Here is a 19,964-nt window from a genome sequence, read left to right as displayed (position 1 = left end):
GGAGGCGAGAGCGACAACCGACGGCCTGGCGCGGATGCGTGCCAGGCCGTTCTCGTATGCCTGCGGCCTGTCGCGCCGGTGCGCCGCCGGCCGCGGACGCAAGGCGGCGAATTGGCCGGCAGGATGCGTATTGATGCCGCCGGCCTGTTATCGTTCGCCGTCACAATTCGACAGGCGTCGCGGCAGGGGGCCGTTGGCGTCATCTCAACCAAGGAGCAAAGGAATGGACCCGCAGAACCCGTATCAAAGCCCGCAATCCTCGCTGACCGCGCCCGAGCACGATGGCGAGGAATTGGCCGATCGCGGCATCCGGCTGGTCGCCGCCATCATCGACGCCGTGATCATGCTGGTGTTGCTGATGCCGGTGATGTTCGTCGGCGGTTATTTCGAGCAGGTCATGACCGCGGCCCAGGCCGGCGAGCAGACCTTCGGCCTGCAGATGATGTGGGGCTTGATCGGCATCGTGGTGTTCTTCCTGGTCCAGGCCTACCCGCTGAACGCCAGCGGCCAGACCTGGGGCAAGAAGGTCATGAAGATCAAGATCGTCGACATGGACGGCCTGCAGCCGAGCCTGGCCGAGCTGCTCGGCAAGCGCTACCTGTTCTCGCAGGGCATCGGCCTGATTCCGTGCCTGGGCGCGATCGTCCAGCTGGTCGACGTGCTGATGATCTTCCGCGACGACCGCCGCTGCCTGCACGACCAGATCGCCGGTACCAAGGTCGTGGTCGCGCGCTGATCCCGGCCGCGTCCGCGTCTTCCAAGAAAAGCGCCGATGCGAAAGCATCGGCGCTTTTTTTATGGCCTCCAGACGGCCGGGTCCCTGGGTAGGAGCGGCGCGAGCCGCGACCACGCATCCACCCGACGCCGAGGCTCTTAGGGTAGGAGCGCCGCAAGTCGCGACCGCGCCGCCACGACTACCGGCGCGGCCTTCAGAAAACCCGCGCTCAGCGCCGCTGATAAGTAACGAAAAACCCCTGCAGATCGCCGTTCTCGATATACGGCTCGACGCTGACCACGTCGTAATCGCGGGTGGTGAAAGCCTGGTGCGCGCGGCTCAGCGCGTTGGCCGCGCCCTGGTTGCGGAAACCCCAGCTCGCGTCGACCCACAGGGTCACCGCGATCAGGTTCTTGTTGACGGCCTCGGTGGCGACCTGCTCGGGATTCTTGTCGAACAGGCCGGCGTGCGCGGGGGCGACGATCGAGCCGGCGACGGTGGCGGTGGCGAGCAGGGCGGCGAGCAGCAAGCGATGCATGGGGATACTCCGTCGGAATTGGGTGGGTAGGCGAACGCCCGGTTTAGTGTTCGGCGCCGCCGGCGATGCGTCGGTCGACCTGGGTGGTCAACGCGGTTTCCAGCGCCACCCGCAGGCCTTGCACGACCGTATCGATCGCCAGGCTCGGCGCACCGGCATGGCGCGCAGCCTGTGCCGGAGCATACGGAATGTGGATGAAGCCGCCTCGAACGCCGTCGCGGCCGCGCAGGGCATGCATCAGCCCATAGAACAGGTGATTGCAGACATAGGTGCCGGCGGTCTGGGACACCTCGGCCGGGATGCCGGCCGCGCGCAGCGCCGCCAGCATGGCCTTGATCGGCAGGTCGGTGAAATACGCGGCCGGGCCGTCGGCGACCACCGGTTCGTCGATCGGTTGCGCGCCGCAGTTGTCGGCGATGCGCGCATCGTCGAGGTTGATCGCGATGCGCTCCAGCGACAATTGCGAGCGGCCGCCGGCCTGGCCGACGCACAGCACCAGCGCCGGCCGCAGGCTGTCGATGGCTTCGTTCAATTCGACCAGGCATTGGCCGAACGCGACCGGCAAGCAACGCGCGACGATGCGATGTTCGGCGCCGTCGTTGCCTGCGATCGACGCGCCGTCGAGCCGGCGTACCGCGTCCCAACTCGGGTTGTCAGTCTCGCCGTCGAACGGCACGAAGCCGGTCAACAGGATCGGTGCCCGCAGGATCGGCGCTTGCAGAGCCGGCGCTTGCGTAGTCGGTGCCTGCGCCGTCATCGAAACGCGATCCAGTACATCAGCACCACGTTGCAGGCCAGCAGCACCACGCCGGTCGGCCATTGCGCGCGAATCACGCCGTAGGGGGCCTTGAGTTCGAGCAAGGCCGCAGGCACCAGGTTGTAGTTGGCCGCCATCGGCGTCAGCAAGGTGCCGCAATAGCCCGAGAGCATGCCGATGGCCGCCAGCGAGGCCGGTTCGGCGCCGTGGTGATGGACCAGCAAGGGCAGGGCGATGCCGGCGGTCATGACCGGGAACGCGGCGAAGGCGTTGCCCATGATCACGGTGAACAAAGCCATGCCGAGCGCGTAGGCGACGACCACGACGAAGGCGTTGTCGACCGGGATCACCGCACGCATCACGCCGGCCACGGCCTGGCCGACGCCGCCGGCTTCGAACACGCTGCCGAGCGTGGCCAGCAGCAGCGGCAGCAAGGCCGCCCAGCCGATCGAATCGACCAGGCGCCGCGATTGCTCGACGCCGCTCCACGGCGTCTGCTTGGTCAGGCGACAGGCGGCGGCGAGTGCGATCAGGCAGGCGATGGCGAGTGCGATCAGGGTGACGTTGGCGGTCTGCAGCAAGGGCGTATCGCCGATGCGCACGTACTTCAGGCCGAGCGCGCCGATCAGGGTCACGCTGGGGATCAGCAGGGCCGGCCAGAACAGCCGGTTGCCGAGCCGCTGCGCTTCGTCCTGTTTTTTCTCGGCGGCGGTTTCGTCGTAACCGCCCTTGCCGAGGCCGCCGAAACCGGCGAGCACCGCCAGCGCGACCACGCAGGCGCCGACGATCTTGTTCGGCAGATGCTCGGCGGTGAACATCAGCAAGGCGATCAGACCCCAGAACGAGCCGTTGGCGAGGCGGCGCGGATTGGCGCCGTCGCGTAGGCCGCGCCAGGCGAGGACGCCGAAATAGGCGCCGAGCACCCAATACACGAAGGTCAGGGTGATCATGGCGAAGGCGGCTCCGTAGCCGCGGCCGCCGTGCCTCGTCGCCCCAGCCTGCGTTCGAAGCGCACGATGCGCACCGAGTGGATGAGGAAGGCGCAGATCGCGGTCGGAATGCCCCACAAGGCGATCTGCAGTGGATCGAGCTCGAAACCGTGCTCGGCGAAGAAGCTCTGGATCAACAGCACCGCGCCGAAGGCGATGAAGATGTCCTCGCCGAAGAACATGCCGACGTTGTCGGTGCCGGCGGCCAGGGCGCGGATGCGTTGGCGTTCGTCGTCGTCGAGTTCGCCGTGACGGGTCTGGGCGGCGCCCTCGGCCATCGGTGCGAGCAGCGGACGCACCGTCTGCGGATGCCCGCCGAGGCTGGTCAGGCCGAGCGCCGACGACAACTGGCGCATCAGCAGATAGGCTATCAGCAGCCGCGCCATGGTCGCGCCGCGCAATCGCGCGACCCAGTTCTGCGCGTGTTCCTTCAGGCCGTGGCGTTCGAGCAGGCCGATCACCGGCAGGGTCAGCAGGAACAGCAACAGAAAGCGCTTCTCGGTGAAGGCCTTGCCGAGTACTTCGAGGATGTCCAGCGGCGACAACTGCGCGGCCAGGCCGGTGATGAAGCCGGCGGCGACCACCACCAGCGCCGGGTTGAGCCGCAGTACGAAGCCGATCACGACCGCGGCGACGCCGATCAGGGGCCAATAATTCATGCCACGCCCTCGTTCATGGAATTTCGTTGATGGGGTGTGCCGATGGCGCCGTCTGCGATAGGGCGCGGGGCGCTCATGCGATCGGCAGAATCCGGATGCCGTCGGCTTCCAGTGCGGCGCGCAGCGCGCGCGCGAATGCCGGCGCATCGCTGCGGTCGCCGTGCAGGCACAGGGTGTCGGCGCGCAGCGCGATGCGGCCGCCGTCGGCGGTCGCGACTTCGCCGCGCACGACCAGACCGTGGACCTGGGCGATCGCGTCGTCGAGCGACTCGATCACCGCGCCGGGCTGGCCGCGCGGCAACAGCCGGCCATTGCGGGCATAACCGCGCTCGGCGAAGACCTCGTGAGCGACGCGCAGACCGGCGGCTTCGGCCGCGTCGGTGAGTTGCGATTGCGACAGGCCGTAGACGATCAGGTTCGGATCGAACGCGGCCACCGCGCCGACGATGGCCTCGGCGACGATGCGATCGTCGGCGGCGAGGTTGTAGAGCGCGCCGTGCGGTTTGACGTGGGTCAGGCGCACGCCTTCGTCGGCGGCGACCGCGGCGAGCCGGGCGAGCTGGTTGAGCATCAGCATGCCGATCTCGTCGCGGCTCAGCGGCAGGGTGCGGCGGCCGAAATGCTCGGGATCGTCGTAACCCGGATGCGCGCCGGCGGCGACGCCGTGTTCGCGGCACAGGCGCAGGGTTTCTCGCATCGTCGCCTCGTCGCCGGCATGGCCGCCGCAGGCGATGTTGGCCGAACTGACGTAGGGCAGGATGGCGGCGTCGTCGCCGCAGCCCTCGCCGAGATCGCAATTGAAATCGATGCGGTCCTGCATGAGGCGAAACTCCGCGCGGCTATTTGCCGCGCTTGAACAGCAGACCCAGGCCCACGGCGATCAAGATCGCCGGCCACCAGGTCATCAGCAACCGGGTCAGGCTGACGTTGGTGAGGCCCAGGTTGTTGAGCAGGAACAAGGTGCCGATGACGATCAGGATCAGGGCGCCGACGACATGGGATTTCATTGCTGCGGTCTCGTAAGTGGTGCAGGGCGCCGGGCCCCGGGGACGCAAGGAGTCTAGACGGGTTGGGGCGGGGGAACAAGAGGCGGGCTTGCGGGATGCATCGTGCGAGCGAGGGCGGCCGAGCCTGTGAGTACGAACGAGCTGGAAACTCGCCCCCCTTTGTGAGGGGGCTGGCGCCTGCGCGAACCGAGGTCGCGGTAGAGCGGCTGCGCCGGGGATTTGCTGTTGGAGCGAGAAGCAAATCCCCCTAACCCCCTCATCAAAGGGGGGATCTACAGTCGGGCCTCAAACGGAGGTCTCATGCCGCTCAAACGAGAACGGGGCCGCGTGCGGCCCCGTTCTTGTCGTGGTCAGTCTTTCGAGCGGCTCAGTTCGTCGCGCCGGCCGCGGCTGGCTTTGCCGAGGCCGGTGCGGCGGCATCGGCCGCTGGTGCCGCTGCCGCAGGCTTCGGCGCCTGCCACAGCTTGGTTTCGGCCGGGCCGCCGAGCATCTGCCCGCGCAGCAGCGGGATCGGCGGGCCGCCGTAGCTCAGGAACTGGTCGTGGAAGCCCTTCCACGCGCTGCGGCCGCCGCGCGTGGCGGTCCAGTCTTCGCGCAACTGCATGATCATCAGCTTGCCCAAGGTGTAGTTGAGGTAGGCCGGATCGTAGGTGCCGCGCGCGGCCTGCTGGCGAGCGTTGCCCGGGTCCTGGAAGGCCTTGTCCTTGAACATCTGCTCGGACTGGGCGACGGTCATGCCGCCGGTGTGCAGGCCGATCGCCGACAGATAACGCACGTTGCGCAGCAGCGCGTTGGTGAGCTGGCCGATGTGGATCTCCGGCGTCGCGCCGTCGAGGCCGGCGTCGAACATCATCTCTTCGGTGTAATGCGCCCAGCCTTCTGCATAGGCATAGCCGACGAACAACTGGGCGAACTTCCACTGCGAACGGTTGGCGTGCAAGAACTGCAGGAAATGGCCCGGCCACACTTCGTGCGCCGAGGTGAACAGCAGATCGGCCTTGCCCGGCACGTAGGCGTCCTGTTCGGCCTTCGGCCACTTCGGATCCGGCGGGGCGATGTAATAGACCGACGGCAGATTCTTCTCGTAGGGGCCGGGAATCTCGATGTAAGCGAAGTTGTTGCGGTTGAACGGCGGCGCTTCCTCGACCTTGGCCTGTTCGGTGCCCGGGATCGTCACCAGGTCTTTGTCGACCAGGAACTGGCGCAAACCGACCAACTGCGCGCGCGCGCCTTCGACCGCGCCGCCGACCGGCTTGTCGTCGTTGACCTGGGTGATGCAGTCGTTGAGCGATTTGCCCTTGGCGTACTGCTCGCAGGTGCTCTTGAGCGCGGCGAGGTTGCGTTCGAGGTCGGCTTCGCCGGCGGCCTTGAGTTGGTCCAGCGGCAGGTCGACGCCTTCGGTGGCCTTGAGCATTTTCGCGAACTTGTCCGCGCCCAGGGCGAAATCCTGAGTGGCCTGAGCCTTCTGCGAGGCCATGTGTTCGGCGAGCTCGCGCATGGCGGCCGAGGCGGCGGCATTGGATTGCTTGAAGCGTGCCTGCAGGGCGTCGTCCTTCACTTCGGCGAAGATCTTCGGCACGTCGGCGTCGAAGAACTGGGCGAGGCCGCCGAACACCGCAGTGCCGAGCTGGATATAGGTTTCGGGGAACGGGCCCTTGAGGTTGGCGCGGATCTGCGCGACCGCCTTGGGCAGGTTCTCCTGATAGGTCACGAACGCGGCCATGCGCTGCGGCAACGGCGCATAAGGACGGGTCAGGTACATGCTCGGCGACAGATCGCCGGCGTAGAAGGCCGGGTTCTTGCTGGAGAAGCCGGACTCTTCCAGCCAGAACAACTGGCCGTCGATGACCGCGCGCACGTAGTCGCGCTGATAGCGCTGGCCGGCGTCGAGGCGCTCGTCGCCGAAGGCGTTGATCGCATCGCGCTGCTGGTGCAGCCACTGAATGTTGCGCTGCAGGCCTTCGGCCGAGAAGTCCGGCAGGCGGCCGTCGAACTCGTGCTTGCCGGCGTTCGCGCCCCAGGTCGGGAAGTGTTCGAAGAAACCGCTGAGGAAGCCGTCGACGGCGGCATTCCATTCGGCGCCGGCCGGCTTGGCGGCGGCGGGTGCGGTATCGGCGCCGGCGGCGGGCGTGGCGGTTTCGGATTTGCAGCCGGCGGCGAGCGCGGCGACGACACAGACGGACAGCGACAACAGACGCAGGGAACGCATGCGGGATCTCCAGAAGGCGATGACGGCGAAGCGGTTCGTGTGACGGTCGAACGGGTGCGGACCGCCCGAGCGGCGGCGTGAGTGCGCCGTCGATCGTCGCGGCAACCGGGTCGGAAGCGATAGTGCCTTTTGCCCTAGCTGAGTGCCGAATTCGGCACAGTAGCGAAGGCCCGCGATGCCGCTAGCGCGTGTACGCCAAGCGCGATGCCAGCGCCAAACGCAGGCGCACCATGCGTTCGCGCCGATGCCGCAGCGCAGCAATCGCCGCCGGCGCATCGCAGGCCTGGAAGTACAGCCGCGCATGCGGCGGCGCCTGCGCCAAACGCGGCAGGTCGGCGGCGATCACATGGCCCAGGCGCGCATAACCGCCGACGGTCTGGGCGTCGGCGAGCAGGACGATAGGGCGCCCGTCGGCCGGCAATTGGATGGTGCCGGGCGCGACCGGTTCGGACAGGCCGCTGCCGCTGACTGCGGGCAAGGGCGCACCGTCCAGGCGCAGGCCTTGGCGATTGCTGGCGGTGGCGACGGTCCAGGGCTGGCGGGCGAGCGCGGCGGCGCTGTCCGACTGCGCCGGGTTCGCGCCGGGCAGGTAGCGGATCGGCAGCTCCGGGTCTTCGTCGAAATCGGGGTCGACCCACCAGCGCGCGATCTGCGGCGAGTCGATGCGCAAGCTTGGCGTCGAACCCAACAGCAAACGGTCGCCGGCCTGCAAGGCGCGGCCCTGATGGCCGCCGAAGCCGCCGCGCAGATCGGTGCTGCGGCTGCCGAGCACCGGTTCGATATCGAAACCGCCGGCGATCGCCAGCCAGGCGCGCACGCCGTTGCGCACGCCGCCGAGCTTGAGCGTGCCGGCCGGCAGATCGATCGGCCGCGCCATCGGCAACACCGTGCCCTCGAAGCGGGCATCGACCGGCGCGCCGAGCAGGGCGATGCGTGACGGCCGCGGCAGACGCAGGCTGGGCCCGTGCAGGCTCAATTCGAGCACCGCGTCGTCGTCGCGATTGCCGACCAGATGATTGGCCAGCGCGGCCAGTTCCGGATCGAGCGCGCCGCTGCGGGCGATGCCGAGATGGCGCCAACCGTGCCGGCCCTGGTCCTGCACGCTGGTCAGCGGGCCGGGCGCGATCACCTCGATGAATTCGTTTCGCCTGTTTTCATTTCGCATGTTCATGCCGGCGTCTGCGCTGGCAGGCGCGTCCGTTCGGCGAATTCGGCCGCGTCGATGGCGACGAAGCGCACCCGGTCGCCGGGTTGCAGCAGGCTCGGCTGGGCGCGCGAGACATCGAACAAGGCCAGCGGCGTGCGGCCGAGCAAACGCCAGCCGCCGGGGCCGGGGCGCGGATAAATGCCGGTCTGGGCGCCGCCGATGGCGACGCTGCCGGCGGCGACGTCGGTGCGTGGCGTCGCCAGGCGTGGCAGCGCGAGGGCGGGGTCGAGCCCGGACAGATACGGAAAACCCGGGGCGAAGCCGATCATCGCCACCGTGTAGTCGCCGCCGCTGTGGCGCGCGATCAAGTCGTGCGCGGACAGGCCGAGTTCGGCGGCGGCGCTGTCGAGATCGGGGCCGTAGCCGCCGCCGTAGGCGACCGGGATCTCGACGATGCGCCTCGTTACCTGCGTATCGTTGGCGTCGTCGTCGGGTTGCGCGCACTGCGCCGTGAGCCAGCTCTTCACCGCTAGCGCATCGATCGCGCTTTCGTCGAAAAACACCGCCAGGCTGGCGTAGGCCGGCACCAGGTCGCGCAGCCACGGCGGCGCCTGCGCGCGCAGCCGCGCGGCCAGGCGATGCACACGCGCGTTGACCGCGTCGTCGATCGCATCGCCCAGCCGCAGTAACCATGCATCGTCGGCAAGCGCCTCGAACACGATGGCCGATGGCGCCGACGCCGTAGCCGCGCTCACGCCGGCAACGCGTCCTGCAGGCGGCGGATGCGTTGCACCAGGATCTCGGGGGAATACGGCTGCGCGCTGGCCATGCCCCAGACCGGCCGCGGCCAGGCGATGTCTTCGCGGTAGCGTGCGATCACGTGCACGTGCAACTGCGGCACCAGGTTGCCGAGCGCGGCGACGTTGAGCTTGTAGGGCTTGAACGCGGCCTGCAGGGCGCGGCTGGCGCAGGCGATCTCGCGGGTCAGGGCGAGCTGCTGCGGCTCGTCGAGATCGATCAGTTCGACCGCTCCGTCGACGCGCGGCACCAGGATCAGCCAGGGGTGGTTGGCGTCGTCCATCAGGCGCAGTTCGCTGAGTTCGAACTGGGCGACCGGGTGGGTGTCGTCGGCGAGTTGCGGGTGCAGGTGCCAGGGGTTCATTTGAGGCTGTCCGCTAGAAAATCGAGCGTGCGAGTCCAGGCCAATGCGGCGCTGTCGGCGTCGTAGTCGGCGCGCAGGTTGCAGTTGAAGCCGTGGCCGGCTTCGTAGATATAGATGGGCGCGATCGGCAGCGCCTGCCGGTGCTGTTCGATCGCTTCCGGCGGGATGCTGCCGTCGTGGCGGCCGAAGTGGAACAGGATCGGCGCACGCACCGGTGCGCGCGGCGGTTCGGTCAGGAAGGGCACGGTGCGCGCGCCGTAGTAGCTCACCGCCGGCAGGTCGAGGCGGGTGTTGGCGAGAAAGGCGACCGAGCCGCCCCAGCAGAAGCCGACCGCGCCGGTGCGCAGGCCTTCGCCCTGCAGCAGGTGGGCGGCGGCGCCGACGATCTCGGTGGCGCGGTCGAACCCCACGGCGTTGCGCAATTCGACCCCGCGCGCGGCCGCCGACTGGTCGTAGCCCAGCTCGACCCCGCGTTCGACCGGGTCGAACAGGGCCGGGGCCAGCACCGCGTAGCCGGCCTGGGCGAAGCGTTCGGCGACGTCGCGGATGTGCGCGTTGACCCCGAAAATCTCTTGAATCACCACCAAACCGCCGCGCGGGACCGCGCTGGGGTCGGCGCGCCAGGCGGAGACCGTGCCGGCCGGGGTGTCGAGGTCGATCCAGTGGCCCATGGCCTGCTCCCGAACGAATTCATTCAAACCGCGGCCAGTTTAGCCCCGGAGGCTATAATTCGCGCCCCGGCGGTTCCCGCCCGGGCCCGGCCGCCCCTCGCGGCGTCCGGCTCTCTTGTTCAGGTCTCCTCGTTCATGTCTTCCGCCAGCGTCTCGCCAGCCAATCCCAAAGTCGGTTTCGTCAGTCTCGGTTGCCCCAAGGCGCTGGTCGATTCGGAACGCATCCTCACCCAGTTGCGGGTCGAGGGTTACGACATCGTCCAGACCTACGACGCCGCCGACGTGGTGGTGGTCAACACCTGCGGCTTCATCGACTCGGCGGTGACCGAATCGCTGGACGCGATCGGCGAGGCCATCGCCGAGAACGGCAAGGTCATCGTCACCGGCTGCCTCGGCAAGCGCTCGGAGCTGATCCGCGAAGCGCACCCCGGGGTGCTGTCGATCAGCGGCCCGCAGGACTACGGCAGCGTGATGAGCGCGGTGCACGCGGCGCTGCCGCCGAAGCACGACCCGTTCATCGACCTGGTGCCGCGCCGCGACGACGGCATCGGCGTCAAGCTCACGCCCAAGCACTACGCTTATCTGAAGATTTCCGAAGGCTGCAATCACCGCTGCAGCTTCTGCATCATTCCGTCGATGCGCGGCGATCTGGTCTCGCGTCCGGTCGACGAGGTGTTGCGCGAAGCCGAAAAGTTGGCGATGGGCGGGGTCAAGGAGCTGCTGGTGATCTCGCAGGACACCTCGGCCTACGGCGTCGACGTCAAGTACGCCGAGCGCGAATGGCGCGGCAAGTCCTACCAGACCCGCATGAAGGCGCTGTGCGAAGGCCTCAGCGAACTCGGCATCTGGACGCGTTTGCACTACGTCTATCCGTACCCGCACGTCGACGACATCATCCCCTTGATGGCCGACGGAAAATTGCTGCCGTACCTCGATATCCCGTTCCAGCACGCCAGCCCGCGCGTGCTCAAGCTGATGAAGCGCCCCGGCGCGGTCGACAAGACCCTCGAGCGCATCCAGCGCTGGCGCTCGATCGCCCCGGACATCGCCATCCGCAGCACCTTCATCGTCGGTTTCCCGGGCGAGACTGAGCAGGAGTTCGAGGAACTGCTCGACTTCCTCGACGAGGCCCAGCTCGACCGCGTCGGCGCCTTCGCCTATTCGCCGGTCGACGGCGCCAAGGCCAACGATCTGCCCGACCCGGTCGACGAAGACGTCAAGCAGGAGCGTCTGGCGCGTTTCATGGAGCGCCAGGCCGAGATTTCCGCGGCCAAGCTCGAAGCCAAGGTCGGCAGCATCCAGCGTTGCCTGGTCGACGCCATCGACGGCGACCTCGCCATCGCCCGTTCGATGGCCGATGCCCCCGAGATCGACGGCCTGGTGCAGATCCAGAACGGCCTCGAAGCGCAACTGCGCGTCGGCCAGTTCGTCGACGTCGAGATCATGGGCAGCGACGAACACGACCTGTTCGGCGAAGCCGTCGAACAGGATTGAGGCGGCTCCCTGACAGCCGCACCGTCCCCAGGGTAGGAGCGGCGCAAGCCGCGACCGCGGCAACGAATCCACGACGCAACTGTGGATTCAAGATCGCGGTGTCGCAGCCCCTTGTAGGAGCGGCGCAAGCCGCGACCGCGCCAACGCACCCACGACGCAACTGTGGACTCAAGATCGCGGCGTCGCAGTCCCTGTAGGAGCGGCGCAAGCCGCGACCGCGCCAACGGATCGACGACGCAACTGTGGATTCAAGATCGCGGCGTCGCAGCCCCCTGTAGGAGCGGCGCAAGCCGCGACCGCGCCAACGCACCCACGACGCAACTGTGGACTCAAGATCGCGGCGCCGCAGCCCCTTGTAGGAGCCGCGTAAGCCGCGACCGCGCCAACGAATCCACGACGCAACTGTGGATTTAAGATCGCGGCGTCGCAGCCCCTTGTAGGAGCGGCGCAAGCCGCGACCGCGCCAATGGATCGACGACGCAACTGTGGATTCAAGATCGCGGCGTCGCAGCCCCTGTAGGAGCGGCGCAAGCCGCGACCGCGCCAACAGACCAACGACGCAACCACGCCTCAAACCGCCTGGCCCGCCGCATGCCCCGACGCCCAGGCCCATTGGAAGTTGTAGCCGCCGAGCCAGCCGGTGACGTCGATCGCCTCGCCGATGAAATACAGGCCAGGCACGCGCTTGGACTGCATCGTGCTCGACGACAGCTCGTCGGTGTCGACGCCGCCCAAGGTCACCTCGGCGGTGCGATAACCCTCGGTGCCGCTGGCGATCAGCGGCCACTCGCTCAAGGTCGCGGCGAGCTGCTTCAGCTCCGGCAGGTTGTATTGCTTCATCGGCTTGTTGCCGAGCCAGACCTCGCACAAGCGCTGGGCGAAACGCCGCGGCACTACCTCGCCGAGCACGGTCTTCAACTCGGCGGCGGAACGCTCGCGCTGCTGCGTCTGCAACCAATCGAGCGCATCGAGCCCCGGCAACAAGTCCAGGCGCAGATCGTCGCCTGGCTGCCAATACGACGAGATCTGCAATATCGACGGGCCGCTGATGCCGCGATGGGTGATCAGCATCTGGTTGCTGAAGCTCTGGCCGTTGCAGCTCGCGGTCACCGGTAGGGCGACGCCGCTGAGGTCCTGCAGGCGCTCCTGATGCTTGCCGCTGAGGGTCAAGGGCACCAGCCCGGCGCGGGTGGGCAGCACGTTGTGGCCATAGCGCTTCGCCAACTCGTAGCCGAAACCGGTCGCGCCCATGCTCGGAATCGACAGGCCGCCGCTGGCGACCACCAGCGACCGCGCCGCGAACCCGCCGCGCGCGGTGTGCACGCGGAAACCCGTGTCGCCTTCGTTATGGACGATGCGTTCGACCGCGCAGCCGATCTCGATCCTGACCCCGGCGGCCAGGCATTCGTCGACCAGCATCTGCACGATCAGCTTCGACGACACGTCGCAGAACAGCTGGCCGAGTTCCTTCTCGTGATAGGCGATGCGATGGCGCTCGACCATCGCGATGAAATCCCACGGCGTGTAACGCGCCAGCGCCGACTTGCAGAAATGCGGATTGGCCGAGAGGTAATTGGCCGGCGTGGTGCCGGTATTGGTGAAATTGCAGCGCCCGCCGCCCGACATCAGGATCTTCTTGCCGACCTTGTTGGCGTGTTCGATCACCACCGCGCGCAGGCCGCGACGGCCCGCGGTCAGGGCGCACATCAAGCCGGCGGCGCCGCCGCCGACGATCACCACATCGACCGCTTCGGTCATGCTCAGGCGGCTCGCGCGTCCGCGCTCTGGCGCACGCCCGGGGTCAGCACCAGCGCGCCCTTGTCGGTGCTCAGCGACACTTCGCCGTCCTGGATCTGGCAATCGAGGCGGAAGCTGCGCTCGACCAGGCCGGCCATCGCTTCCACTGCTGCGGGGTCGAGGTCGAGCACGGTCAGGTTCTTGAGCCGGCGCAGGATGGCGACGTTCTTGTCCCACCAGATGTCGGCGGCGCGGCCGCCGTAGTTCACCACCACCACCTGGCGCGCGCGGCCGCAGGCCTTGCGGATGCGCGACTCGTCGGGCTGGCCGACGTCGATCCACAAATCGATGTCGCCGGTGTAGTCGCGCAGGACCACGTCGGGCTCGTCCTCGCTGCTCAGGCCGGGGCCGAATTCCAGCCGATCCTGTGCGTTCAGCGCGAACGCCAGCATCCGCACCATCAGCCGTTGCTGGGTTTCGGAGGGGTGTTGCGCCAGGGTCAGGGCGTGGGCGGCGTAGTAATGCCGGTCCATGTCGCTGATTTGCAACTCGATCTTGACGATGGTGGCATTGGGCGCCATGGGTCGGGCTCGCAGGAAAACAGCGCGCATTCTAGGCGCTGGCGGCTTCCGCGTCCGTTCCGGGATGGCTGGGCTGGTTCAGGCTGATCGGGCCGCCGTCGGGCTGGCTGCGTCTCGGCTGGATCTTGCCGGGATCGGGCGCCTGGCCGACGTGTTTCGGCGTGGGCGAGGGCGGCGAAGTCGGCGATGATGCCGGCATGTCCACGAACGAACCGAATGCGTCCCTCGACGGCGTGGCCCCGAGCCGATTGCAACTGCCGCCGGGCCCGTGGACGAACCTGCTCGACGGCCTGTGCGCACGCTTCCCGGCGATCGCGCGCGAGGGCTGGCTCGACCGCTTCGCGCGCGGCCGCGTGCTCGATGCGCAGGCTCAGCCGCTGGCCGCCGACGCCGCCTATCGGGTCGGCATGGAGATCCTGTACTTCCGCGAAGTCGCCGAGGAACCGCGCATCCCGTTCGAAGAGCGCGTGCTGCATCGCGACGCGCACCTGCTGGTGGTCGACAAGCCGCATTTCCTGCCGGTGACCCCGTCCGGCGGCTTCGTCGCCGAAACCCTGCTGGCGCGGCTGATCCGGCGCTACGACGAACCCGAGCTGGTGCCCTTGCACCGGCTCGACCGCGGCACCGCCGGGGTGATGCTGTTCTCGCGCGACCCGGCTTCGCGCGCGGCCTACCAAGCCCTGTTTCGCGAGCGCCGCATCCACAAGCGCTACGAAGCCTTGGCACCGGCCCTGCCGGATCTCGAATTCCCGCTGGTGAGGCGTTCGCGCATCGTCGCCGGCGAACCCTTCTTCCGCATGTGCGAAGCCGAAGGCGAACCCAACAGCGAGACCCGCATCGACGTCATCGACCGCGACGGCCCGTTCTGGCGCTACGCCCTGGAACCGGTGACCGGCCGCAAGCACCAACTGCGCGTGCACCTGGCCGCGCTCGGCGCGCCGATCCTCAACGACCCGTTCTACCCCTTGTCGCCACAAGCGCTGGCCGACGACTACGCACGGCCGCTGAAACTGCTGGCGCGTTCGCTGCGGTTCGTCGATCCGCTGGAGGGGAGCGAGCGGTGTTTTGAGAGTGGGTTGGGGCTTTAGAGCCGCTGATTAACAGTCAGCCTCGGCGGCCCGAGCTATCACTTACTGTTTCGAGGGAAAAACGCGCTTACAAGCTTGGCATGGCTCGACATATTGGCTTCGAGTCAGATGGTTTAGCGCGTTCTCTCGAACTGCCTTGAGCGTGCAAAAACGTGTCTGCCTCGTGTCCAACAACACGGAGCGATACCCATACGAATCAAGATCACCCAGGCGCTCGCCGAGAACGCGCCGAGGCAGGAGAGCGGCCCGCCGTCCCTGTACGCCGACCCCGAGCTGCGGGGCTTCTACCTGATAGTCACCTCTACCAAGCGTGGCTTCTACATGCAGTCGCAGGTCAACGGCAAGCAGGTGCGGACCAAGATCGGCGACCACCCGGCGATGACCGCCAAGGAGGCACGCGTGCTACTACCTTCGCAGGCCGGAGGGTGCAGCGCTCGTCACCAACTTCCGCGAGTATCCCGGCATCGACTTCAAGTCGTCCGGGCAGGTGGTCGCGCCAGGCTCCGTGCACCCCAATGGCCGACGTTACGAGTCAAACTTCTACGCCTACTCGCCCGGCGAGGCCCCAGACGCGCCGCCCGCGCTGCTCTCCCTGCTCGCACGTAGGCAGACGAAGGGCGGCGACGCAGAACGTGCGGGCGAGCTGACGCCGCGCATGCTCGCCGAGAACCTCGCGCAGCTGGATCCCGCCGAGTTCGACGAGTACTCGGAGTGGCTGAACATCATGATGGCGAGCCATCACGCCACGAACGGCGAGGGCTTGGACGAATTCACCGAGTGGTCCACCGGCGCCCCCGGCCACGCAGACGCGGGCGAGGTCATTGCGGAAAAGTGGAGCGGCTTCAACGTGGACGACGGCGGCGTCACGGTGCAGTACCTCTACAGGCAGCTTCACGACCGCGGCCTCACCGTGCACGACAGGCACGAGCCCGAGGACGACTTCGAGGCAGTCGAGGAGGAACCGTTCGCACCGCGCAAGAAGCGACGCAAGCGCGACTGGCGGGTGCTGTCCATCGAGGACCTGCTCAACATGCCGCCGCCTCGGTGGATCGTCGAGGGCGCACTACAGGAGGAGTCGGCGGCGGTACTGTTCGGCCCTCCATGCGATCGGCGGGGGCGGGACGGGTCGAGGGCAATGCCCGGCAGGACGTATCGGGGAACGGCCGCCAGGTCTCCCCGGCGAGCCCAGAACGACCCCGGAGACAGGTGGAGTGCCAGGGCAAGACGCCCGAGCCGAGGCCATCACGCAGGCCCGAGACTAAACGAAAAAGGCGCCACCTGAACGGGTCAGGTGGCGCCGATGTCGTTGATTTGCTAATATCTTTGGTGCCCACGGCGGGACTTGAACCCGCAATCCCCGCGAAGAGAGGCAGCTTGACAGGCTGCTGCGTATACCGGTTTCGCCACATGGGCTGTGGTTAAGACAACTTTGCAATCCAGACGGCCTGAAGCCTTTGACAAGCTTCGGGCCGTTTCTTTTTCGTCGTCCGCATGGATTGCCCGGGTGTCTACCTCCCGGCCCTGGCTACGGACGACGTCAGCTCTCCTCATCGGGGACCTCCGTCTAGTGCCAGCGTAGTATGGGGGTGGAGGGGGGCGGTGTCAAGCCCTGTCTCGCCCATGTCTCCATTTTTATCTTATTTGAGTTGCAGGCCGTATCTTATAGGCGTATCTTGGATGGCATACACGGAGGACCACTTATGGCCATCAAGAAGCAACGAAGCCCGTCCTACCCCGCAATTACCCTGCAAGAAGCAATTGAACGGGCTAAAGCCTTCTATAAGAAAGAGGGTAAGCACGAGACGCTGGTCTTTACTGCGATGAGCCATTGGGGCTATTCGTCGAAGAGCAGCGGTGGGCTGGTGACGGTCGCTGCCCTGAAGGCCTACGGCTTGATGGGGGATAAGGGAAGCGGTAGCGAGCGCAAGGTTTTCCTGACACCTTTCGGACTTAAGATCATCATGGATGAGCGGATCGTATCTCCCGATCGGGATGCGGCGATAAAGCAGGCCGCAATGACGCCGAAGATATTGGCCGAACTCTGGAACAAGTACGGCTCCGATCTACCGTCACACGACACGTTGCGGCACTTCCTACGCGTTGATAAGGAGTACAGCGACAGCGCAGTTAAGGAGGTAATCAAGGTCTACTTGGCGAATCTCGACTACGCAAAGCTGAACAGTTCTGACGTAGTGGAGACAGCAGATACGGACGAAACCACGGATAGCAACGACGAATCGGATAGCAGCAACAGCAGTGGGGAACAGTCGCAAGAGGCTCCCTACGTGAGCCCCTTCATGCCGTCGATGCCGCCTGCGGCACGTCCAGGTGCGTTCGCCACATATATAGGTGAGGAGATCGCCAACTACCGCGTCTCCAAGACGACCACGATCCGCCTCGTCGCGAACGGGCCCTACTCCCGAAAGAGCATGGAGGGTCTGGTGAAGCAGATTCAGCTCGCCATCGAGCTGGGCAACTTCGACGACCTGCCAGAGGATGAGAGCTGAACGTTGCTGCCGCGTGTTTGACGAGGGGCCCGCCTAGCGCGGGCCCTTTCTTTTCATGGACATAGAAACGCTGGCTCTCTGATACGCGCTCAGGGGGTTACGCGCGCGCAAAGTCGCGACTCTGAGGGGGTTTCGCCGTCCGAGGACCCGCGCCGGTCGAGGACGGCCGGTGCGGGCGCCGAGGTGCGCCGGTGAGCGGCGTCGCGATGCTGCCGATGGGGCAGCGCCAGTACGGCCTGGACATCGTCGAGCCCAGGCGGTGGCCGAAGGACGGCGCAGGAGGGAGCCGATCTACGACCGCAACTTCGACCCGCCGCGCCTGGTGCGCCACGTCGGCTGGCGGCGCTGCATGGCCTGCGGCTGCCAGTTCTTCAGCGAGGACGTGCGGCGGCAGCGGCTGCACCCCGAGGGCTGCGTGCTCCAGTTCCGCTAGCGTGAGGCCCGTTCCATCTATTGACTTCGGATCTCTTGACTAGCTTCGATGCCGCACTCGGCAAGGTAATTCCTTAGCCCTTGATATTGGGCCCTGTAGTTCGCGGCGCGAACAACCACTGGACTAAATTGCAAGCCGACGCCCGACACCCTGCCATCGTCGTTCCTGATGAATAGTGGTGCGAGCAGTCTCAGGATAGCGTCCGCCGACTGCCTCCGACCTGCGTCGTTTCGTGTGAACGCGTTGACTGCGAAGCGGAACGAGCCCAGCACAATGTCAATGATGGACCCGAAGTGCCCCTGGCCGATCGCTGCATAGTGGAATCCCACGATGTTCTGCAGCCTCATGACGGGAGAGAAGGGTAGTCCGCGAACCCCGACAGCGAACCGATCGCGGAGTTGGTCGTCGAGCTGCGCGTCCGTGAACCGGTCGATCAGCACCAGCCCATGTGTGCGTCTAGCGTTTAGGAAGCCATTAAAGTTGTAGGCGATGGTATTGATCGCGAAGCGCCTTGCCTCGTCTGAGCCGCCCGCGATTCGGTGCAGAGTGAGCGTGACGATGAATTGGCACCCATGCTCGATGGCCGCTTGGGTCACCGCCTGCTTGAGGGCCTTGAACCTCTCGTGATCTAGTCCCGCGGGCGTTGGGTTGAACTTGAGCATCGCATCGGGCGGGAGCCCGAACCGCGTCCGCAGGGCGTCTATCGCCTCGCTCAACTGCTTTGCCCGTTCGGCTGGCACAGTCACGCCACCGTAGACAAAGAAGTCAGACTGGGTCGGGTCGAGATTGGTCTCGTCCGTATAGAACAGGTACATGCGCGCCCGCCTCCCGCAGCTACGCTAATGCTAGGTTAGCGCTAAACGTGTCGGTTTCGTGTTTGGCCCAGGCCAGAAACAACAAAGGCCGCGATCGCTCGCGGCCTAAGTGCATGATACGTATGGCGCCCGAAGTTGGACTCGAACCAACGACCCCCTGATTAACAGTCAGATGCTCTAACTATCCGCACAAGACGGTATCTGGGTCGTAATCGACGTCGCGATCGGAATGGACGCGGTCGCGGCTCGCGCCGCTCCTACCCCGAAAGCGTTGCTGGCTTCGACGCGATCGAGGCTCAGATCCACTCGCGCGAGGGCAGGGTGTAGCGCCTCTGCGGCTGGCCGATCAGGTCGAGGAAGTTGTTGAACACCGCGTCGGCGCGGGTCTGCATGGCGTGGATGTGTTCGAGGGTATGCGCGCGGATCGCCGCTTCGCTGGTGTCGTGGCCGAGTTCGGCCAGTTCTTCGCGATAGACCGGGTTGGCCAGCCAGCGCTCGATCAGCGGCACGTCCATTTCGAGATGGAACTGGAAGCCGTAGGCGTTGTCGCCCCAGCGGAAGGCCTGTTGCTCGCAGGTGTCGGTGCGGGCGAGGTGGTGCGCGCCCTGCGGCACTTCGAAGCTGTAGCGATGCCACTGGAATACGGGTGCGGTGCCGGCCAGCGGCGCCAGCACGGGGTCGCCGTGGCCTGCCTCGGTGGTCTGCAGCGGGTACCAGCCGATCTCGGGGCGATGATGCTTGCGCACCGGAGCGCCGAGGACGTGGGCGAGCAGTTGCGCGCCGAGGCAGATGCCGAGCACCGGCTTGCCTTGTTCGAGCATGCGTTCGATCGCGAGCAGTTCGGTGCGCAGATGCGGGCGTTGCGCCTGGTCTTCGACGTTCATCGGTCCGCCGAGCACGATCAGGCCGCGGTAGCGGTCGACGTTCGGCTGCGCCTGCGGGTCGCGGTCGAAGTTGGTGAAACGGATGCGATGACCGCGGCGCCGGATCAGGGGATCGAGCGTGCCCAGCGGTTCGGCGGCGACGTGTTGGAAGACCAGGATGCGGGGCATGTGCGGGGGCGTAGCGACTACGCTGCGACTATGCCAAAGATCGGCGCCGATGCGCGATGGCCGGCTTATGACTTCTGGTGCGGTGCGGCCAGCAGGGCCGCGCGCCCTCATCCGGCCTTCGGCCACCTTCTCCCGCTGGCGGGGTGAGCGAACGCCGCTTACGAGCCACTGGCTCGCGCGTTTGCGAACGCCCGAACGCTGTGCGTTCGGGCCGGGGTGCAGGTTGGGGTGAGGGCATGGGGCCGCGTCGATGCGGCCTGTTGGCCCGCGTGCCCTCATCCGGCCTTCGGCCACCTTCTCCCGTCAGCGGGAGAAGGGGACATCAAGCTCGACTCAGCGAGGCGGGCGCGGCTTGAACGGCTTGCGCGGGCCGCCGTGCGACTTCGGGCCGCCGGGGCCGCCA

At 66.8% G+C, this 19,964-nt stretch carries 21 protein-coding genes, 1 tRNA gene and 2 pseudogenes; 8 read left to right on the top strand and 16 right to left on the bottom strand.

What is annotated here, in order from left to right; translation table 11 throughout:
• The first annotated feature begins 223 nt into the window (after window positions 1–223).
• Window positions 224–736, top strand: a complete 513-nt coding sequence (locus GLA29479_RS06220) for an RDD family protein (RefSeq protein ID WP_057917593.1) — start codon at window positions 224–226, stop codon at window positions 734–736.
• Between the two features lie 208 nt (window positions 737–944).
• Here the strand turns inward: GLA29479_RS06220 and GLA29479_RS06215 are convergent, their stop codons facing one another.
• The 11 genes from GLA29479_RS06215 to GLA29479_RS06170 form a co-directional block, all read right to left on the bottom strand.
• The gene (locus GLA29479_RS06215; RefSeq protein ID WP_057917594.1) at window positions 945–1,253 is read right to left on the bottom strand and encodes a hypothetical protein; all 309 of its coding nucleotides are present in this window, start codon (window positions 1,251–1,253) and stop codon (window positions 945–947) included.
• Window positions 1,254–1,296: 43 nt separating this feature from the next.
• On the bottom strand, window positions 1,297–2,010 hold the full coding sequence (pcp, locus tag GLA29479_RS06210) for a pyroglutamyl-peptidase I (protein ID WP_082638337.1): 714 nt from the start codon (window positions 2,008–2,010) through the stop codon (window positions 1,297–1,299).
• Window positions 2,007–2,960 (bottom strand): DUF979 domain-containing protein, encoded by a 954-nt coding sequence (locus tag GLA29479_RS06205; RefSeq protein WP_057971101.1) that lies wholly within the window; start codon window positions 2,958–2,960, stop codon window positions 2,007–2,009. The genes pcp and GLA29479_RS06205 overlap by 4 nt, the downstream gene beginning before the upstream one ends.
• Window positions 2,957–3,658, bottom strand: coding sequence for a DUF969 domain-containing protein (locus GLA29479_RS06200; protein WP_057971100.1), 702 nt, complete (start codon window positions 3,656–3,658; stop codon window positions 2,957–2,959). Before GLA29479_RS06200 ends, GLA29479_RS06205 begins: the two co-directional genes overlap by 4 nt.
• A gap of 73 nt (window positions 3,659–3,731) precedes the next feature.
• Window positions 3,732–4,478 carry a 5-oxoprolinase subunit PxpA gene (locus GLA29479_RS06195; protein WP_057971099.1) on the bottom strand — a complete coding sequence of 249 codons (747 nt, stop codon included), beginning with the start codon at window positions 4,476–4,478 and terminating at the stop codon, window positions 3,732–3,734.
• Window positions 4,479–4,497: 19 nt separating this feature from the next.
• Complete coding sequence (locus GLA29479_RS25185; protein ID WP_169795620.1) at window positions 4,498–4,665, bottom strand: LiaI-LiaF-like domain-containing protein; 168 nt, start codon at window positions 4,663–4,665, stop codon at window positions 4,498–4,500.
• Between the two features lie 367 nt (window positions 4,666–5,032).
• Entirely contained in the window at window positions 5,033–6,874 is a 1,842-nt protein-coding gene (locus GLA29479_RS06190) for a DUF885 domain-containing protein (protein WP_057971098.1), read from the bottom strand.
• Between the two features lie 181 nt (window positions 6,875–7,055).
• The gene (locus GLA29479_RS06185; RefSeq protein ID WP_057971097.1) at window positions 7,056–8,045 is read right to left on the bottom strand and encodes a 5-oxoprolinase subunit C family protein; all 990 of its coding nucleotides are present in this window, start codon (window positions 8,043–8,045) and stop codon (window positions 7,056–7,058) included.
• On the bottom strand, window positions 8,042–8,776 hold the full coding sequence (pxpB, locus tag GLA29479_RS06180) for a 5-oxoprolinase subunit PxpB (RefSeq protein WP_082638335.1): 735 nt from the start codon (window positions 8,774–8,776) through the stop codon (window positions 8,042–8,044). The genes GLA29479_RS06185 and pxpB overlap by 4 nt, the downstream gene beginning before the upstream one ends.
• The gene (locus GLA29479_RS06175; protein ID WP_057917601.1) at window positions 8,773–9,183 is read right to left on the bottom strand and encodes an HIT domain-containing protein; all 411 of its coding nucleotides are present in this window, start codon (window positions 9,181–9,183) and stop codon (window positions 8,773–8,775) included. Before GLA29479_RS06175 ends, pxpB begins: the two co-directional genes overlap by 4 nt.
• Window positions 9,180–9,854 (bottom strand): dienelactone hydrolase family protein, encoded by a 675-nt coding sequence (locus GLA29479_RS06170; protein ID WP_057971096.1) that lies wholly within the window; start codon window positions 9,852–9,854, stop codon window positions 9,180–9,182. Before GLA29479_RS06170 ends, GLA29479_RS06175 begins: the two co-directional genes overlap by 4 nt.
• A 135-nt stretch (window positions 9,855–9,989) precedes the next feature.
• On the opposite strand from GLA29479_RS06170, the gene rimO reads away from it, so the two are divergent.
• Entirely contained in the window at window positions 9,990–11,348 is a 1,359-nt protein-coding gene (gene rimO, locus GLA29479_RS06165) for a 30S ribosomal protein S12 methylthiotransferase RimO (RefSeq protein ID WP_057971095.1), read from the top strand.
• 570 nt (window positions 11,349–11,918) lie between these two features.
• Here rimO and GLA29479_RS06160 read toward each other — a convergent pair.
• Both GLA29479_RS06160 and GLA29479_RS06155 read right to left on the bottom strand, forming a co-directional pair.
• Window positions 11,919–13,106 carry a BaiN/RdsA family NAD(P)/FAD-dependent oxidoreductase gene (locus GLA29479_RS06160; protein WP_057971094.1) on the bottom strand — a complete coding sequence of 396 codons (1,188 nt, stop codon included), beginning with the start codon at window positions 13,104–13,106 and terminating at the stop codon, window positions 11,919–11,921.
• 2 nt (window positions 13,107–13,108) lie between these two features.
• Entirely contained in the window at window positions 13,109–13,666 is a 558-nt protein-coding gene (locus GLA29479_RS06155) for a YaeQ family protein (RefSeq protein WP_057971093.1), read from the bottom strand.
• Window positions 13,667–13,863: 197 nt separating this feature from the next.
• Between GLA29479_RS06155 and GLA29479_RS06150 the strand changes: the two genes are divergently transcribed.
• The 4 genes and pseudogenes from GLA29479_RS06150 (at window position 13,864) to GLA29479_RS06145 (ending at window position 16,036) form a co-directional block, all read left to right on the top strand.
• Window positions 13,864–14,754: a pseudouridine synthase gene (locus GLA29479_RS06150; RefSeq protein WP_057973085.1), complete on the top strand. Its 891-nt coding sequence runs from the start codon at window positions 13,864–13,866 to the stop codon at window positions 14,752–14,754.
• A gap of 189 nt (window positions 14,755–14,943) precedes the next feature.
• Window positions 14,944–15,153 (top strand): annotated as a pseudogene (locus GLA29479_RS23515) (Arm DNA-binding domain-containing protein); the annotation flags it as partial.
• Window positions 15,154–15,205: 52 nt separating this feature from the next.
• Window positions 15,206–15,265: pseudogene (locus GLA29479_RS25695) on the top strand (hypothetical protein); the annotation flags it as partial.
• Between the two features lie 144 nt (window positions 15,266–15,409).
• The gene (locus tag GLA29479_RS06145; RefSeq protein ID WP_082638334.1) at window positions 15,410–16,036 is read left to right on the top strand and encodes a PriCT-2 domain-containing protein; all 627 of its coding nucleotides are present in this window, start codon (window positions 15,410–15,412) and stop codon (window positions 16,034–16,036) included.
• 42 nt (window positions 16,037–16,078) lie between these two features.
• Here GLA29479_RS06145 and GLA29479_RS06140 read toward each other — a convergent pair.
• A tRNA-Asp gene (locus GLA29479_RS06140) sits at window positions 16,079–16,167 on the bottom strand.
• 287 nt (window positions 16,168–16,454) lie between these two features.
• Here GLA29479_RS06140 and GLA29479_RS06135 point away from each other — a divergent pair.
• Together GLA29479_RS06135 and GLA29479_RS25180 are read left to right on the top strand one after the other, a co-directional pair.
• Window positions 16,455–17,261, top strand: coding sequence for a hypothetical protein (locus tag GLA29479_RS06135; protein WP_144436377.1), 807 nt, complete (start codon window positions 16,455–16,457; stop codon window positions 17,259–17,261).
• A 259-nt stretch (window positions 17,262–17,520) separates the two neighbouring features.
• Complete coding sequence (locus GLA29479_RS25180; RefSeq protein ID WP_169795619.1) at window positions 17,521–17,694, top strand: hypothetical protein; 174 nt, start codon at window positions 17,521–17,523, stop codon at window positions 17,692–17,694.
• A gap of 17 nt (window positions 17,695–17,711) precedes the next feature.
• Here the strand turns inward: GLA29479_RS25180 and GLA29479_RS06130 are convergent, their stop codons facing one another.
• Window positions 17,712–18,509, bottom strand: a complete 798-nt coding sequence (locus tag GLA29479_RS06130; protein ID WP_057971090.1) for a DUF3800 domain-containing protein — start codon at window positions 18,507–18,509, stop codon at window positions 17,712–17,714.
• 296 nt (window positions 18,510–18,805) lie between these two features.
• Window positions 18,806–19,561: a type 1 glutamine amidotransferase gene (locus GLA29479_RS06125; protein ID WP_057971089.1), complete on the bottom strand. Its 756-nt coding sequence runs from the start codon at window positions 19,559–19,561 to the stop codon at window positions 18,806–18,808.
• Between the last annotated feature and the right edge of the window lie 403 nt (window positions 19,562–19,964).

The organism is Lysobacter antibioticus (assembly GCF_001442535.1).
GTDB lineage: Bacteria > Pseudomonadota > Gammaproteobacteria > Xanthomonadales > Xanthomonadaceae > Lysobacter > Lysobacter antibioticus.
The sequence above is the reverse complement of the archived record's forward strand: the minus strand, read 5'-3'. Positions and strand labels throughout refer to the sequence as shown.